The 15,920-nt window shown below is 73.1% G+C and carries 12 protein-coding genes; 9 read left to right on the top strand and 3 right to left on the bottom strand.

What is annotated here, in order from left to right; translation table 11 throughout:
• Positions 1-57 precede the first annotated feature (57 nt).
• On the bottom strand, positions 58-813 hold the full coding sequence (locus ACH4C6_RS17880) for a hypothetical protein (RefSeq protein WP_398109521.1): 756 nt from the start codon (positions 811-813) through the stop codon (positions 58-60).
• Positions 814-918: 105 nt separating this feature from the next.
• Between ACH4C6_RS17880 and ggt the strand changes: the two genes are divergently transcribed.
• Positions 919-2,718, top strand: coding sequence for a gamma-glutamyltransferase (ggt, locus tag ACH4C6_RS17875; RefSeq protein ID WP_398109520.1), 1,800 nt, complete (start codon positions 919-921; stop codon positions 2,716-2,718).
• A gap of 48 nt (positions 2,719-2,766) precedes the next feature.
• Here the strand turns inward: ggt and ACH4C6_RS17870 are convergent, their stop codons facing one another.
• Together ACH4C6_RS17870 and map are read right to left on the bottom strand one after the other, a co-directional pair.
• Complete coding sequence (locus ACH4C6_RS17870; RefSeq protein WP_398109519.1) at positions 2,767-5,301, bottom strand: ATP-dependent Clp protease ATP-binding subunit; 2,535 nt, start codon at positions 5,299-5,301, stop codon at positions 2,767-2,769.
• A 177-nt stretch (positions 5,302-5,478) separates the two neighbouring features.
• Positions 5,479-6,246 carry a type I methionyl aminopeptidase gene (gene map, locus ACH4C6_RS17865; RefSeq protein ID WP_398109518.1) on the bottom strand — a complete coding sequence of 256 codons (768 nt, stop codon included), beginning with the start codon at positions 6,244-6,246 and terminating at the stop codon, positions 5,479-5,481.
• A 33-nt stretch (positions 6,247-6,279) separates the two neighbouring features.
• On the opposite strand from map, the gene ACH4C6_RS17860 reads away from it, so the two are divergent.
• From ACH4C6_RS17860 to ACH4C6_RS17825, 8 genes are all read left to right on the top strand, one after another.
• The gene (locus tag ACH4C6_RS17860) at positions 6,280-6,531 is read left to right on the top strand and encodes a helix-turn-helix domain-containing protein (protein ID WP_398109517.1); all 252 of its coding nucleotides are present in this window, start codon (positions 6,280-6,282) and stop codon (positions 6,529-6,531) included.
• A gap of 109 nt (positions 6,532-6,640) precedes the next feature.
• Positions 6,641-8,449 (top strand): hypothetical protein, encoded by a 1,809-nt coding sequence (locus ACH4C6_RS17855; RefSeq protein ID WP_398109516.1) that lies wholly within the window; start codon positions 6,641-6,643, stop codon positions 8,447-8,449.
• A gap of 170 nt (positions 8,450-8,619) precedes the next feature.
• Positions 8,620-9,462 carry a nitrilase-related carbon-nitrogen hydrolase gene (locus tag ACH4C6_RS17850; protein ID WP_333934262.1) on the top strand — a complete coding sequence of 281 codons (843 nt, stop codon included), beginning with the start codon at positions 8,620-8,622 and terminating at the stop codon, positions 9,460-9,462.
• Positions 9,459-10,745, top strand: coding sequence for an aspartate aminotransferase family protein (locus tag ACH4C6_RS17845; protein ID WP_398109515.1), 1,287 nt, complete (start codon positions 9,459-9,461; stop codon positions 10,743-10,745). Before ACH4C6_RS17850 ends, ACH4C6_RS17845 begins: the two co-directional genes overlap by 4 nt.
• A 29-nt stretch (positions 10,746-10,774) precedes the next feature.
• A complete protein-coding gene (locus tag ACH4C6_RS17840; RefSeq protein WP_398109514.1) occupies positions 10,775-12,373 on the top strand; it encodes a PucR family transcriptional regulator in 1,599 nt (532 codons plus the stop codon).
• 155 nt (positions 12,374-12,528) lie between these two features.
• Positions 12,529-13,371, top strand: coding sequence for a nitrilase-related carbon-nitrogen hydrolase (locus ACH4C6_RS17835; RefSeq protein ID WP_398109513.1), 843 nt, complete (start codon positions 12,529-12,531; stop codon positions 13,369-13,371).
• A gap of 103 nt (positions 13,372-13,474) precedes the next feature.
• Positions 13,475-14,875 (top strand): dihydropyrimidinase, encoded by a 1,401-nt coding sequence (hydA, locus tag ACH4C6_RS17830; RefSeq protein WP_398109512.1) that lies wholly within the window; start codon positions 13,475-13,477, stop codon positions 14,873-14,875.
• Between the two features lie 11 nt (positions 14,876-14,886).
• A complete protein-coding gene (locus ACH4C6_RS17825) occupies positions 14,887-15,909 on the top strand; it encodes a TIGR03842 family LLM class F420-dependent oxidoreductase (protein WP_398109511.1) in 1,023 nt (340 codons plus the stop codon).
• The last annotated feature ends 11 nt before the right edge of the window (positions 15,910-15,920 follow it).

Here is a 15,920-nt window from a genome sequence, read left to right as displayed (position 1 = left end):
AGTGGTAACCCGTCGGTAAGTTACGTGCCAGTAACGATTGTTGAGACGTGGAGGACCTCAGGAGGCGCGGTGGCTGTTGTGTGGAGCGGCGGCGGGCTGCGGTGTCTGCGCCGCCCGTGTCACGTCCGCCACCAGTTCGACGACGTCCGGCCCGTAGGCCTGCGAGTTGATCACCTTGAGCAGCAGCACGTAGGAGGAGTCGCCGTACTTGCGGGCCAGCTGCTCGTGGTTGCGGGCGAGGTACCGCGTGGTGGCCTGGTTGGTGATCGCGCTCTGGCCGCAGAAGAGGAAGACCGGGCGGGTGTTCTGGCTGCGCTCCGCGGTGAGCCGGGCGAGCAGCGCGAACTCCTCCCGGCCGTTGTCCATCCGGTAGGGCTCCTGCCCCACCAGGAACGAGCCGCGGTCCGGGCCGGGTTCGGCGTCCACGTTCACCCGGACCCCGGGCAGCAGGGAGGACAGGTGCGCGGCCATGCGGCGGTTGGAGGCCGGACCGCCGACGCAGAACTCGGTGCGCTCACCGAAGCCCTGGCGGGCCGTGTCGTGCGGAAGGATCTGGGCGTGCGCGTTGCAGTCCTTGATCAGCGCGGCCAGCTCCAGCAGCGCGAACACGTCGTAGCGCATCACCGCGAACTCCGGGCCCCCGGCATTGCGGTTGACCACCAGCAGGGACTCGGAGTTGTCGGGCAGCCCGAAGAACCGCTGCTTGCGGCGCAGCCGGCGCTTGTACAGGTAGGTGCGGGCCACCCAGCCGAGCGCGGCGCTGATGCCGGCCGCTATCACGCCCAGGACGATGTTGCGCACGTCGTCATTCATGGGCGCGCATGGTAGCGGGCCCGACGCACCGGTGTTCGACGCCTGCCTGACGCGGCCATGTCGATGAATTAAGCTGCGCGGACCGTTCTTTGCCTGGAGGTGCGGATGCGTCGCCCTGTCACACGGAATCTGACGGTCCTGGCGGTCTCGGCCGCCGTGGTGGCTTCGCTGGGAGCGGCCGCGCCCCCCGCCGCCCACGGCTCCGGGGAGCAGAAGACGCCCCTCGCCGTGGGGTACGGCGGCGCCGTCTCCAGCGTCGACCCGGACGCCTCCGCCGCCGGCATCGAGGTGCTGCGCAAGGGCGGCAACGCCGTCGACGCGGCCGTCGCTACGGCCGCCGCGCTCGGCGTCACCGAGCCCTACTCCGCCGGCATCGGCGGGGGCGGCTACTTCGTGTACTACGACGCCGAGTCCCGCACCGTCCGCACCATCGACGGCCGCGAGACCGCGCCGCTGAGCGCCGACGAGAAGCTGTTCACCGAGGACGGCAAGCCGATCCCCTTCGCCGAGGCCGTCAGCAGCGGCCTGAGCGTCGGCACGCCCGGCACGCCCGCCACCTGGCAGGCGGCCCTCGACCGGTGGGGCAGCAAGCGGCTGTCCACCGTCCTGAAGCCGGCCGAGCGGCTCGCCCGCGACGGATTCACCGTCGACGAGACCTTCCGCTCGCAGACGGCGTCCAACGAGACGCGCTTCCGCTACTTCCCGGACACCGCCGAGCTGTTCCTGCCGGGCGGACGGCTGCCGGTGGTGGGCTCCACCTTCAAGAACCCGGACCTGGCCCGCACGTACGACGAGCTGGCCCGCAAAGGGGTCGGCTCGCTCTACCACGGCCGGCTCGGGCGGGAGATCGCCCGGACGGTCAACAAGCCGCCGGTCGACCCCGCTTCGGGCTGGAACGCCCGGCCGGGCGACCTGTCCGCCAAGGACCTGGCGGCGTACCGGCTGCGTTTCCAGGCGCCCAGCAGGACCTCGTACCGCGGGCTCGGCGTCTACTCCATGGCGCCGTCCTCCTCCGGGGGCACGACGGTCGGGGAGGCGCTCAACATCCTGGAGCGCACCGACCTGTCGAAGGCGAGCAAGGCGCGGTACCTGCACCGCTACATCGAGGCGAGCCGGATCGCGTTCGCGGACCGGGGCCGCTGGGTGGGGGATCCCGCCTTCGAGGACGTGCCGACGAAGGAACTGCTCTCGCAGCGGTTCGCCGACTCGCGCGGCTGCCTCATCAAGGACGACGCGGTGCTCACCAGCCCCGTGGCGCCGGGCGATCCGCGCCGGCCGCAGCGATGCGACGCCGGTGGCACCGCGGCGCCCACGACCTACGAGGGCGACAGCACCACGCACCTGACCGTGGCCGACAAGTGGGGCAACGTCGTCTCCTACACCCTCACCATCGAGCAGACCGGCGGCAGCGGGATCACCGTGCCGGGGCGGGGCTTCCTCCTCAACAACGAGCTGACGGACTTCTCCTTCAGCCCGGCCGGCCCCGCCGTGCACGACCCGAACCTGCCCGGTCCGGGCAAGCGCCCGCGCTCCTCGATGTCGCCGACGATCGTCCTCGACCGGCACGACAGGCCCGTGGTCGCCCTGGGCTCCCCGGGCGGGGCGACGATCATCACGACGGTGCTGCAGACGCTCACCGGGTTCCTCGACCGGGGGCTGCCGCTCGTCGACGCCATCGCAGCGCCCCGGGCCAGTCAGCGCAACGCGGCGCAGACCGAGCTGGAACCGGGGCTCGACAGCGGGGTGAGGAAGCAGCTCGAGGCGATCGGGCACTCCTTCAAGGCGAACCCGGAGATCGGCGCCGCCACGGGCGTCCAGCGGCTGCCGGACGGCAAGTGGCTGGCGGCCGCGGAGACCGTGCGACGGGGCGGCGGGTCGGCCATGGTGGTGCGGTCCGTGCGCTGAGCCGCCGCGTGCGGGCGCGGGGAGCTGCTCGCGCAGCTCCCCGCGCCCCTAGGACGGCGTCGCCGGGCTCTTCGTCTCGAAGGCCAAGTGGCCGTCCAGCACGTCCACCGTCACCTCACCGCCCTGGTCGACCCGGCCGTCCAGCAGCAGCCGTGACAGCTCGTTGTCGACCTCGCGCTGGATCGTGCGGCGCAGCGGGCGGGCGCCGTACTCCGGCTGGTAGCCGCGCTCGGCCAGCCATTGGACGGCCCGGTCGGTGAAGGTGACGGTGACGCCCTTGTCCCGCACGAGGGAGCGGGTGCGGTCCAGCAGGAGGTCGGTGATCCGGCGCAGTTGCTCCGTGCTGAGCTGGCGGAACACGACGATCTCGTCGATGCGGTTGAGGAACTCCGGGCGGAAGTGCTCGCGCAGCGGACGCAGGATCTGCTCGCGGCGGGCCTCCTCGTCCGCGTCGGCGCCGCCCGAGGCGAAGCCCAGGGTGGCGCCGCGCCGGGTGATCGCCTCCGAACCGAGGTTGCTGGTCATCACGATGACCGTGTTGGTGAAGTCCACCGTGCGGCCCTGGGAGTCGGTCAGCCGCCCGTCGTCGAGCACCTGGAGCAGGATGTTGAAGACGTCCGGGTGCGCCTTCTCGACCTCGTCGAGCAGCAGCAGCGAGTACGGGTGGCGGCGCACGACCTCGGTGAGCTGGCCGGCCTCCTCGTGGCCGACGTATCCGGGCGGGGCGCCGACCAGCCGGCTGACGGTGTGGCGCTCCTGGTACTCGCTCATGTCCAGCCGGACCATGCGGTCCTCGCTGCCGAACAGCGCCTCCGCGAGCGCGCGGGCCAGTTCGGTCTTGCCGACGCCGGTCGGGCCGAGGAACAGGAAGCTGCCGATCGGTCGGTCGGGGGCGGCGAGGCCCGCGCGGGAGCGCAGCACCGCGTCCGCGACGACCCGCACGGCCTCGTCCTGGCCGACCACGCGCTGGTGCAGGTGCTCCGCCAGGCCCAGCAGGCGTTCCTTCTCCTCCTGGGTGAGGCTGCTGACCGGGATGCCGGTCTGCCGCGACACGACCTCGGCGATCGCCTCGGCCCCGACCACCAGGTCCTGGCCCTCGTCGACCTCGCCGTCGCCGCCGGCCTCGGTGATGCGCTGCTTCAGCTCGACGATCCGGTCCCGCAACTGCGTGGCCTGCTCGTACTGTTCGTCCGCGACGGCCTGGTCCTTGTCCCGGGTCAGCTGCTCCAGCTCCCGCTCCATGGTCCGCACGTCCGTGCCCTTGGTCCGGGCCCGCAGCCGCACCCGGGCGCCGGCCTGGTCGATCAGGTCGATGGCCTTGTCGGGCAGCCGGCGGTCGGTGAGATAGCGGTCGGACAGCTCCACGGCCGCGACCAGCGCGTCGTCGGTGTAGCGGACCTGGTGGTGGGCCTCGTACCGGTCCTGGAGTCCGCGCAGGATCTCCAGGGCGTCCGCGGGCGTCGGCTCGGGCACCATGATCGGCTGGAAGCGCCGGGCGAGCGCCGCGTCCTTCTCGATGCGGCGGTACTCCTCCAGCGTGGTGGCGCCCACGATGTGCAGTTCGCCCCGGGCCAGCGCGGGCTTGAGGATGTTGCCGGCGTCCATGGAGCCGCCGTCGCCACCGCCGGCCCCGGCGCCCACGACCGTGTGCAGCTCGTCGATGAAGATGATCAACTGGTCGGAGTGGGCGCGGATCTCGCCCACGATGTTGTTCATCCGTTCCTCGAAGTCACCCCGGTAGCGGGTGCCCGCGACCACGCCCGTCAGGTCCAGGGCGACCACCCGGCGCCCGATCAGCACGTCGGGCACGTCCGCCTCGGAGATGCGCTGCGCGAGCCCCTCCACGATGGCGGTCTTGCCGACGCCCGCGTCGCCGATGAGGACCGGGTTGTTCTTGCCGCGGCGGGAGAGGACCTCGACGGTCTGCTCGATCTCCTCGTCCCGGCCGATCACCGGGTCGATGCGGCCCTGCCGGGCCAGCTCCGTCAGGTCGCGGCCGTACTTGTCGAGGGTCGGCGTGTTGGTGGGCCGGGGCCGCTCGGCCTGGGGCGCCTCCGGCGCCTCGGCGGGCTCGGTGGGGGCGAAGCGGGCCGCGTTCAGGATGTGCCCGGCGGCCGAGTCCGGGTTCGAGGCCAGGGCGCTGAGCACGTGCTCCGGGCCGATGTAGCCGTAGCCCCGGGCCCGGGCCATGTCGTGCGCGTCCAGCAGGGCCCGCTTGGCGGCCGGGGTGAGGGACAGCGCCGTGGGGGGCGGGGCGTCGTCCGGGGTGTGCTGGGCCGGGCCCGACCGCTCGTCGATCTGCGACGCGAGCGAGTCGGGGTTGGCGCCGGCCTTGGTGAGGAGGGTCCGGGTGGGCTCGGTGGCGAGCGCCGCCCGCAGCAGGTGCTGGGTGTCCAGGTCCCGGCTGCCGTGCTCGGCGGCGTACTGGGCGGCGCCGCGGACGAGCTCCCGGGCCGGCTGGCTCAGCAGCCGGCCGAGATCGATCTGCCGGGGCCCCGGACGCGGTCCGCCGAAGAAGCGTGCGAGGAATTCTCCGAAGGGGTCCGAGCCGTAGCCCTCCGGGCTGCTGAAGCCGCTGCTCATAGGCCTTCCGTTCCCGGCGTCCCCGGCGCCCGGGCGGGGGACGCCCTCGCTGGTCGACGTGCCGGGGTCGGGTAACCCGGGTGGCAGCCCGTTACACCTGGGGCGCGCTCGTAGAACACCTTCGCACGATCGCCGACGAGGGGCACCTTTCGGGACGTACCGGGGTGAGAGGGGTGTTCAGCGGGCGGTCAGGATCCTCGGGCCGGAGTCCGTGATGGCGACGGTGTGCTCCGCGTGGGCGGCGCGGGAGCCGTCGTTCGTCTTCAGCGTCCAGCCGTCGGGGGCCGCGTGGTAGTGGTCCGTGCCGCCCGCGACGACCATGGGCTCGATCGCGAGCACCATGCCGTGCCGCAGGCGCATCCCGCGGCCCGGGCGGCCCTCGTTCGGGACGCCGGGGTCCTCGTGCATCCGCCGGCCGATGCCGTGGCCGCCGAAGCCGTCGGGGATGCCGTAACCCGCGGCGCGGCAGACCGTGCCGACGGCGTGCGCGATGTCGCCGATGCGGTTGCCGACCACGGCGGCCTCGATGCCCGCCGCGAGCGCCCGCTCGGCGGTCTCGACGAGGCGCAGGTCCGCCGGGCGCGGGGTGCCCACGACGAAGCTGAGCGCCGAGTCGCCGACCCAGCCGTCCAGTTCCGCGCCGAAGTCGAGGGACACGAGGTCGCCGTCGCGCAGCGGGTCGCGGGTCGGGACGCCGTGCACGATCGCGTCGTTGACCGAGACGCACAGGACGGCGGGGAACGGGGTCGGCGCGAAGGACGGCCGGTAGCCGAGGAACGGCGAGGACGCGCCCGCCTCGCGCAGGACGTCGTGCGCCACCTCGTCCAGTTCCAGCGGGGTCACGCCCACGGCGGCGGCCTTCCGCGCGGCCGTCAGCGCACGGGCGACGACCTGGCCCGCCTCGTACATGGCGTCGATCGATGTGTCTGTCTTCAGCTCCACCATGCCAATTACTATACCGGTATTAGAATGGGGGGCATGGTGCGCACCCCTCTCACCCCCGAAGAGCGCGAACGCGGCGAGCGGCTGGGCCGGCTGCTGCGTGAGGCGCGCGGCGACCGGAGCATGACGGAGATCGCGGCGAACGCCGGGATCTCCGCCGAGACCCTCCGCAAGATCGAGACGGGACGGGCCCCGACCCCGGCCTTCTTCACGGTGGCCGCCCTGGCCGGGGTCCTCGGGCTGTCGATGGACCAACTGGCCGGGCAGTGTGCCCCCGTGTCCGTCTGAGCCGCCCCGGGGGGATCCGCCCCGCAGCGGAAAACTCTCCGTAGCGCCGCCGTAACACGACTGGTGTTGCCTACGGGGCGGAGTGCTCCGGTCGGGCGGGAGTCGGATGATGACGGCGGAACAACTCCCGCTTGCGGTGTGGGAGTTCGCGAACCACCTGGACGGGCTGCTGGGCCGCCTCGATCCCCGCGGCGGCTGGTGCGCGGTGTTCTGGCGGCGCGACCCCGAGAGCATGAGGGCGTGCCTCGACGGGCGCGAGGTGCCTCCCTGGGACGTGGTCGAATCGCTGCTGGGGGACCTGGCCGCACGGTACGGGCCGGATGCGGCGGCCGGCGAGAGCGCACGGCTGCGTGTCCTGCACGCGGCCGCGTTACGCGCCTGCGACAGCGTTCCCGGCGCCCGGGCCGCGCTCGGGCACCGTCTCGGCGTGCTGCTCCGCACCGAGCGCGCCGCCGCCGCACGCCGGGCCGCCCTCGCCCGCAGGCTGGCCGCGGCCCCCACGCCTGACGTGGCCGACGCCCTCGCCCGGGACCTGGCCTGGGCCGAGGACGACCACGCACGCGCCCACGCCCGCTGCGAGGAGCTGCGCGCACGCATCGCCGAGGCGGGGGTGTACGGCGGAGCCGAGCCGCCGCCCGGAGAGGCCGAGGGGGCTGCGGGGGCCGGGGGCGAGGCGGCCGGGCCCGCAGACGAGTACGCGTACGGCCTGGGTGGCCCCGGTGGGATGCCTGGTGTGCGTGCGCAACAGCAGGGTGTGCTGGGCCATGCCGCTGACGCGGATGCGTACGGCCGGGGCGGGCCGGGTGGGATCCATGGCGTGCGTGCGCACGAGCAGGGCGAGTCGGGCAGGCCCGCAGACGTGGATGTCCGGGGTCGGGGTGAGCCGGGCGGGGCCGTTGGCGAGTACGCGCACGGCCGGGACACGTGGGCCGGGGCCCACGGGGGGTGGCCGCACGCCGGTGGTGCCGAAGCGGAAGCGTCCGGCCGGGGTGCCCGGGCGGGGGACCTCGTACCGCCGCAGGGCTCGGGGGAGCCCGCCGAGAGGGCCGAGGCGCCTGTGCGCGCAGCGGGTGAGTCCGTCGGGGACGCCGAGGCGCCCGCGCACGGGCGGGTCGCGCAGGCCGGGGACGGGGACGGTGCTCGGCGCCCGGTCGGCCCGTCGGCCGGGGGCGGGCGCGGGGCTGGGTTCCGTAAGCGGCGGCGTGGCAGTGCGCGTTTCGCAGGGATGGCCGGGGAAGAGGGCGAGCCCGTCGCCGCGCCGGACGTCGCCGGGCCGGGACCGGTTCCCGGCCGGGCTCCCTCCCGCCCTCCCCGTGGGGCGCGCTTCGCCGGGGCGGTGGAGGAGGACCCCGCCGGCCCCGGGGCGGAGGCGAGGGAGGAGGTCCCCGCGGGTGCGCGGGAGGAGGCCGGGGAGATCGTGGCCGCACTGGCCCGGCTGCGCGGCGAGGGACGGAGCGGGCAGGCGCACGCCCTGCTGGCCGAGGCCGCCCGCGCGGACCCCGCCCGCCTGCCCCTGCTCGCGGACGAACTCCACCGGGCCGGGCTGGACGCCGACTGGCAGACCCTGCTGTGGGAGGCCGCCTGCCTGCCCGCCGGGCGGCTGGTCGCCGCCGCGGACGCGCTGACCGCCGCCGGACGGGCCGAGGACGGCCGGCAGGTCCTGCGGCAGGGCGTCGCACGCCCACCGGGCGAGATCGGCCGGGCGGTGCTCGGCCTGCTCGACGCGGGCCGGGACCGCGAGGCGCGCGCCCTGCTCGACACCCACGTCCGGGTCCGCACCCCCGAGGAGGCCGCCCGGTGCGCCGAGCCCGCCCCCCAGCGTCTCGTGCCGCTGCTGCTGCGGGCCGCCGGAGCCGTCTCGGACCAGCGGCGCCGCGCCGTCGCGACCGCCCTGCGGGCCGCCGGAGGACCCGGCTGAGCGGCGCCGGACCGGGCCCGGCGACTCACCCACAGGGGTGCGAATCGCGCTCCGCCCCGCGGGTTGGCGACGATGGTCTTGGCAAGCCCGTGCCGGAGGCTTACGTTCGTGGCTCTACGGCCCGCTTCTACGGGCGTAGAGGCGCACACGTCGCGTCGAAGGAGCAGCTCATGGCCAACGTCGTACGTGCCGCTCTGGTCCAGGCCACCTGGACCGGCGACACCGAGTCCATGGTGGCGAAACACGAGGAGCACGCCCGCGAGGCGGCCCGCCGGGGCGCGAAGATCATCGGGTTCCAGGAAGTCTTCAACAGTCCCTACTTCTGCCAGGTCGAGGAGCCGGAGCACTACCGCTGGGCCGAGCCCGTCCCCGACGGGCCGACGGTGCGGCGGATGCGGGCGCTCGCCCGCGAGACCGGCATGGTGATCGTCGCGCCGGTGTTCGAGGCGGAGCAACCGGGCTTCTACTACAACACCGCGGCCGTGATCGACGCCGACGGCACCTACCTCGGCAAGTACCGCAAGCACCACATCCCGCAGCTCAAGGGCTTCCGCGAGAAGTTCTACTTCAAGCCCGGCAACCTCGGCTGGCCCGTCTTCGACACCGCCGCCGGCAAGGTCGGGGTGTACATCTGCTACGACCGGCACTTCCCGGAGGGCTGGCGCCAACTCGGCCTGGCCGGAGCCCAGCTGGTCTACAACCCCTCCGCCACCCACCGCAGCCTCTCCTCCCACCTGTGGCGCCTGGAGCAGCCCGCGGCGGCCGTCGCCAACGGCTACTACATCGCCGCGATCAACCGCGTCGGCCAGGAGGAGTACGGCGACAACGACTTCTACGGCACGAGCTACTTCGTCGACCCGCGCGGGCAGTTCGTCGGGGACGTCGCCAGCGACAGCGCGGAGGAGCTCGTGGTCCGGGACATCGACCTCGACCTCATCGAAGAGGTGCGGCAGACGTGGGCCTTCTACCGCGACCGCCGCCCCGACGCCTACGAAGGGCTGGTGCAGCCGTGACCCACGACCTGCTGGGCCGCCACCGGGCCGTGCTCCCGGACTGGCTCGCCCTCTACTACGAGGAGCCCCTCGAGATCACCCACGGCGAGGGCCGCCACGTCTGGGACGCCGAGGGCAACCGCTACCTCGACTTCTTCGGCGGCATCCTCACCACCATGACCGCGCACGCCCTGCCCGAGGTGACCAAGGCGGTGAGCGAGCAGGCCGGGCGGATCGTCCACTCCTCCACCCTGTATCTCAACCGCCCGATGGTGGAACTGGCCGAGCGCGTCGCCCAGTTGAGCGGCATCCCGGACGCCCGGGTCTTCTTCACCACCTCCGGCACCGAGGCCAACGACACCGCCCTGCTGCTCGCCACGGCCTACCGGCGCAGCAACACGATCCTCGCGATGCGCAACAGCTACCACGGCCGTTCCTTCAGTGCCGTGGGCATCACCGGCAACCGCGGCTGGTCCCCGACCTCGCTGTCCCCGTTGCAGACGCTGTACGTCCACGGCGGGGTGCGCACCCGCGGCCCGTACGCCTCCCTGAACGACGCCGACTTCGTCGACGCCTGCGTCGACGACCTGAAGGACCTGCTCGGCCACACCCGCGCGCCGGCGGCGCTGATCGCCGAGCCCATCCAGGGCGTCGGCGGCTTCACCTCCCCGCCCGACGGGCTCTACGCGGCCTTCCGCGAGGTGCTGCACGAACGCGGCATCCTGTGGATCGCCGACGAGGTGCAGACCGGCTGGGGCCGCACGGGCGAGCACTTCTGGGGCTGGCAGGCGCACGGGCAGAACGGGCCGCCCGACATCCTGACCTTCGCCAAGGGCATCGGCAACGGGATGTCCGTCGGCGGGGTCGTGGCCCGCTCCGAGATCATGAACTGCCTGGACTCCAACAGCATCTCCACCTTCGGCGGCACCCAGATCACCATGGCGGCGGGCCTCGCCAACCTCACCTACCTGCTGGAGCACGACCTCCAGGGCAACGCCCGGCGGGTGGGCGGGCTGCTCGTCGAGCGGCTGCGGTCGGCCGCCGCCCAGGTCCCGGCCGTACGGGAGGTGCGCGGGCGCGGCCTGATGATCGGCATCGAGATCACCCGGCCCGGCACCGACGAGGCCGACCCGAAGGCCGCCGCTGCGGTGCTGGAGGCGGCCCGGGAGGGCGGACTGCTGATCGGCAAGGGAGGCGGCCACGACACCAGCGCGCTGCGCGTCGCCCCGCCGCTGTCCCTGAACGTCGCGGAGGCCGAGGAGGGCGCCGCGATCCTCGAGAACGCTCTGCGGACCATCCGGTAGAGATGGACTGAACCAGGGGAGCCGTCGCCATGACCACCACCTCGGACGCCCCGGAACCGGCCCTGTCGGTCCGGCAGGTCCTCGCCCTGGAGCGGATCCTCGCCGGGGAGCCCGAGGTGGTGGCCGGGGCGGGCCACCTCGACCGGCCCGTGCGCTGGGTGCACGTAGCCGAGGCCGCCGACGTCGGTGTGATGCTCAGCGGCGGCGAGATGGTCCTCACCACCGGCGTGCTGCTCGCCGGCGACGAGGACAGGCAGGCCGAGTACGTCCGCTCCCTGCACCGCGCGGAGGCCGCCGCCGTCGTCCTCGGCCTGGGCCGGGCCTTCCCCGCGGCCCCCGACGTGATGCGCCGGGCCGCCGAGCGGTGCGGACTGCCGATGGTCGTCCTGCACCGGCCCTTCCCCTTCGCCGAACTGACCGAGGAGGTCCAGTCCCGCCTGGTGCGGCGCAAGTTCGCCGCCGTCAGCCTCTCGGAGGCCGTGCGCACCGGACTCACCGCCCTGATCACCGCGGGCGCGCCCCTGCAACGCCTGCTCGACGAGGTCGCCCGGCACAGCGCCTGCCCGGTCGTCGTCACCAACCTCGCCCACCGCGTCCTCGGCACGGCGGGGGAGCGGCCCGCGGTGGACGACGTGCTGCGCGACTGGGAGCGCATCGCCCGCCAGGCAGGGGGGCACCACCCCGGCCGCTCGGGCACGGGCAGGGGCACCGACGGCGACGGCTGGATCCGGGCCGAACTGGGCGGGCGCGGGGAGCGCTGGGGCCGGATCGTGCTGTGCGGCTACCGCGGCGACACCGCCACCGGACGGCTGCTGGCCGACCGCGCCGCCGAGGCCCTCGTCCTGCACCGCATGCTCGGCGGCCGAGCCGGATGCTCCTGGGAGGAGCAGTCCGCGCGGGGGCTGCTCACCGACCTGGCCGGCGGGGCCGTACCGGCGCGGCAGCTGCTGCCCCGGGCGCGGGCGGCCGGACTGCCGGTCAACCGGCGCACGTTCGTGCCGCTGGTCGTGCCCGGCGGCGACCCCGCCCGGATCGAACGGCTGCTGCGGCTGCTCGGCTTGAGCGGACTGGTCGCCGAACTGGCCGCCGGGGCCACCGCCGTGCTGCTCAGCCTGCCCCGCGACCAGGACGCCGCCGCGCTCGCCGCGCACTTCGCCGCCCGGCTGCGCACGGAGACCGGCCCCGAGCGCCTGGTCGTCGCCGCGGCCGCGCCCCGTACCGCCTGGGAGGACGTGCCCGGCGGACTGCGCGAGGCGCGGCACGTCGCGGACGCCGTCGCCGACTCCGCCACCGCCCTCGACCTCCCCCCGGTCGTCCGCCTCCGGGACGTCCACCTGCGGGGGCTGATCCGCCTCCTGCGCGACGACCCGCACGTGCAGTCCTTCGCGGAACGGGAGCTGGACGGGCTGCTCTGCGCGAGCGACGACGACCTGCTGCCCGTGCTGCGGACCTACCTCGCCACCGGCCGCAACAAGTCCCGCACGGCCCAGCTCCACCACGTCTCCCGGCCCGCCCTCTACCGCCGCCTGGAGGCGATACAGGCGCGCCTCGGGGTGGACCTGGACGACTTCGAGCAGGCCGCCTCCGTGCACATCGCGCTCCTCGCGCACGACGCGCAACAGCAGTGAAACGGGCCACCACCTGGGGAAACGGAGGTGAAACATGGATCCACGAAGCAGTGACACGGTGACACGCCGGACGCCCCGGGACGTGACACGGTGCAACTCAACGACGCGTTCCGGCCTCCCTAGGCTCACGGCACACCGAGCGACCGGAGGTCCCGATGAGCCGAGTGATCCGTGCCGCCGTCTTCCAGACCGCCTGGACGGGCGACAAGGAGTCCATGATCCGGGCCCACGAGCAGGCGGCCCGCGACGCCGCCGCACAGGGTGCCCAAGTCCTCTGCTTCCAGGAGCTGTTCTACGGTCCCTACTTCTGCCAGGTGCAGGACCCGGCCTTCTACGCGTACGCCGAGCAGATCCCCGAGGGCCCGATCGTCCGCCGCTTCCAGGCCCTGGCGAAGGAACTCGGCCTCGTCCTGGTGCTGCCGATGTACGAGGAGGAGCAGCCCGGCGTCCTGTACAACACCGCCGCCGTGCTCGATGCGGACGGCTCCTACCTCGGCAAGTACCGCAAGACGCACATCCCGCAAGTGCGGGGCTTCTGGGAGAAGTTCTACTTCCGGCCGGGCAACTCCGGCTGGCCCGTCTTCGACACGGCCGTGGGCAGGGTCGGCGTCTACATCTGCTACGACCGCCACTTCCCCGAGGGCTGGCGCGCGCTGGGACTCGCGGGCGCGGAGATCGTCTTCAACCCCTCGGCCACCTCCCGGGGCCTGTCCGGCTACCTCTGGCAGCTGGAGCAGCCGGCGGCCGCCGTCGCCAACGCGTACTTCGTCGGCGCGATCAACCGGGTCGGGGCCGAGGAGTACGGCGACAACGACTTCTACGGCACCTCGTACTTCGTGGACCCGGAAGCCCGGTTCGTCGGCGAGGTGGCCGGCGACAAGGAGCCCGAACTGGTGGTGCGGGACCTGGACATGGCCACGCTCCGCGAGGTCCGCGACCGCTGGCAGTTCTACCGGGACCGGGCACCGGGCGCGTACGGACCGCTGACGGCACCGTAAGCGCCCCGCAAGGGGCGCGGGGCCGTGTTCGATCTGCGGCTGCCGCCGCGCGGGCGCGACCAGCCACGAACAACCGTCACGTGCACACCGTGAGGAGCGACCGATGAGCCGTACAGTCATTCGCGGCGGCCTGGTAGTCACCGCATCCGACGAGATCCACGCCGACGTCCTGATCGAGGACGGCCGAATCGCCGCCCTCGCGACCTCCCACACCCCCGCCGCAGAGGCCTTCACGGCCGACCGCACCATCGACGCCACCGGGAAGTACGTCATCCCCGGCGGCGTCGACGCCCACACCCACATGGAGCTGCCCTTCGGCGGCACCTTCGCCTCCGACACCTTCGAGACCGGCACCCGAGCCGCCGCCTGGGGCGGCACCACGACGATCATCGACTTCGCCGTGCAGAGCGTCGGCCACAGCCTGCGCGAGGGCCTCGACGCCTGGCACGCCAAGGCCGACGGCAACTGCGCGATCGACTACGGCTTCCACATGATCGTCTCCGACGTCAACGAGCACACGCTCAAGGAGATGGACCACCTGGTCGAGGAGGGCATCACCTCCTTCAAGCAGTTCATGGCCTACCCGGGCGTCTTCTACAGCGACGACGGCCAGATCCTGCGCGCCATGCAGCGCTCCGCCGACAACGGCGGTCTGATCATGATGCACGCCGAGAACGGCATCGCGATCGACGTCCTGGTGGAACAGGCCCTGGCCCGCGGCGAGACGGACCCGCGTTACCACGGCGAGGTCCGCAAGGCCCTGCTGGAGGCCGAGGCCACCCACCGGGCCATCCGGCTGGCCCAGGTCGCCGGCGCGCCGCTGTACGTCGTGCACGTCTCGGCGACGGAGGCGGTGGCCGAACTGGCCCGGGCCCGCGACGAGGGGCTGAACGTCTTCGGCGAGACCTGCCCCCAGTACCTGTTCCTGTCCACCGACAACCTCGCCGAGCCGGACTTCGAGGGCGCCAAGTACGTGTGCAGCACGCCCCTCAGGCCGAAGGAGCACCAGGCGGCCCTGTGGCGGGGACTGCGCACGAACGACCTCCAGGTCGTCTCCACCGACCACTGCCCCTTCTGCTTCGTCGGCCAGAAGGAACTCGGCCGCGGCGACTTCTCCAAGATCCCCAACGGCCTGCCGGGCGTGGAGAACCGCATGGACCTGCTCCACCAGGCCGTCGTCGACGGGCACATCTCGCGCCGCCGCTGGATCGAGATCGCCTGCGCGACCCCGGCCCGGATGTTCGGCCTCTACCCGAAGAAGGGCACCATCGCGCCGGGCGCCGACGCCGACGTGGTCGTCTACGACCCGCACGCCGAGCAGATCGTCTCCGCCGAGACGCACCACATGAACGTCGACTACTCGGCGTACGAGGGCCGGCGGGTCACCGGCCGGGTCGAGACGGTCCTCTCGCGCGGCGAACCCGTCATCACCGAGCGGGAGTACACCGGCCGTGCCGGGCACGGCGTGTTCACCCCGCGATCCACCTGTCAGTACCTCAACTAGGAGTGGTGCGGATGGACTTCGGACTCGTCCTGCAGGCCGACCCGCCGGCCTCGCGGGTGATCAGCCTGATGAAGCGGGCGGAACGCAACGGCTTCTCGTACGGCTGGACCTTCGACTCCGCCGTGCTGTGGCAGGAGCCGTTCGTGATCTACAGCCAGATCCTGGCCAACACCACGAAGCTGAAGGTCGGCCCGATGGTGACCAACCCGGGCACCCGCACCTGGGAGGTCACCGCCTCCACCTTCGCCACGCTCAACGACATGTTCGGCAACCGCACGGTCTGCGGCATCGGCCGCGGCGACTCGGCGATGCGGGTGGCCGGCCGCAAGCCCAACACCCTGGCCCGGATCAGCGAGGCCATGAAGGTCATCCGGGACCTCGCCGGCGGACGGGAGGCCGACCTCGGCGGCGGCACCGTCGTCCGCTTCCCGTGGATCAAGCCGGATGCCGAACTGCCCGTGTGGATGGCCGCGTACGGCCCCAAGGCGCTGAAGATGACCGGCGAGGAGGCCGACGGCTTCATCCTCCAGCTGGCCGACCTCTACCTCACCGAGTACATGGTCAAGGCCGTGAAGGACGCCGCCGTCGCGGCCGGGCGCGACCCCGCCGAGGTGACCGTCTGCGTGGCCGCCCCGGCGTACGTCACCGAGGACGACTCGCCCGAGGCACTCGCCCACGCCCGTGAGCAGTGCCGGTGGTTCGGCGGCATGGTCGGCAACCACGTCGCCGACCTCGTGGCCAAGTACGGCGAGCACTCCGCCGCCGTCCCCGACGAGCTCACCGACTACATCAAGGCCCGCGAGGGCTACGACTACTCCCACCACGGGCGCGCCGACAACCCGGACACCAGGTTCGTGCCCGACGAGATCGTCGACCGGTTCTGCCTGATCGGCCCGGTCGACCGGCACATCGAGAAGCTGAAGGCACTGCGCGCCCTCGGCGTGGACCAGTTCGCCGTCTACGACATGCACGACGCGCAGGAATCCGTGATCGACGCCTACGGATCACGGGTGATCCCGGCCCTCAACGGCTGAGCACCTCCACC

It is taken from the genome of Streptomyces sp. NPDC017943 (assembly GCF_044328425.1).
In the GTDB taxonomy this organism is placed as follows: Bacteria; Actinomycetota; Actinomycetes; order Streptomycetales; family Streptomycetaceae; genus Streptomyces; species Streptomyces djakartensis_A.
The sequence above is the reverse complement of the archived record's forward strand: the minus strand, read 5'-3'. Positions and strand labels throughout refer to the sequence as shown.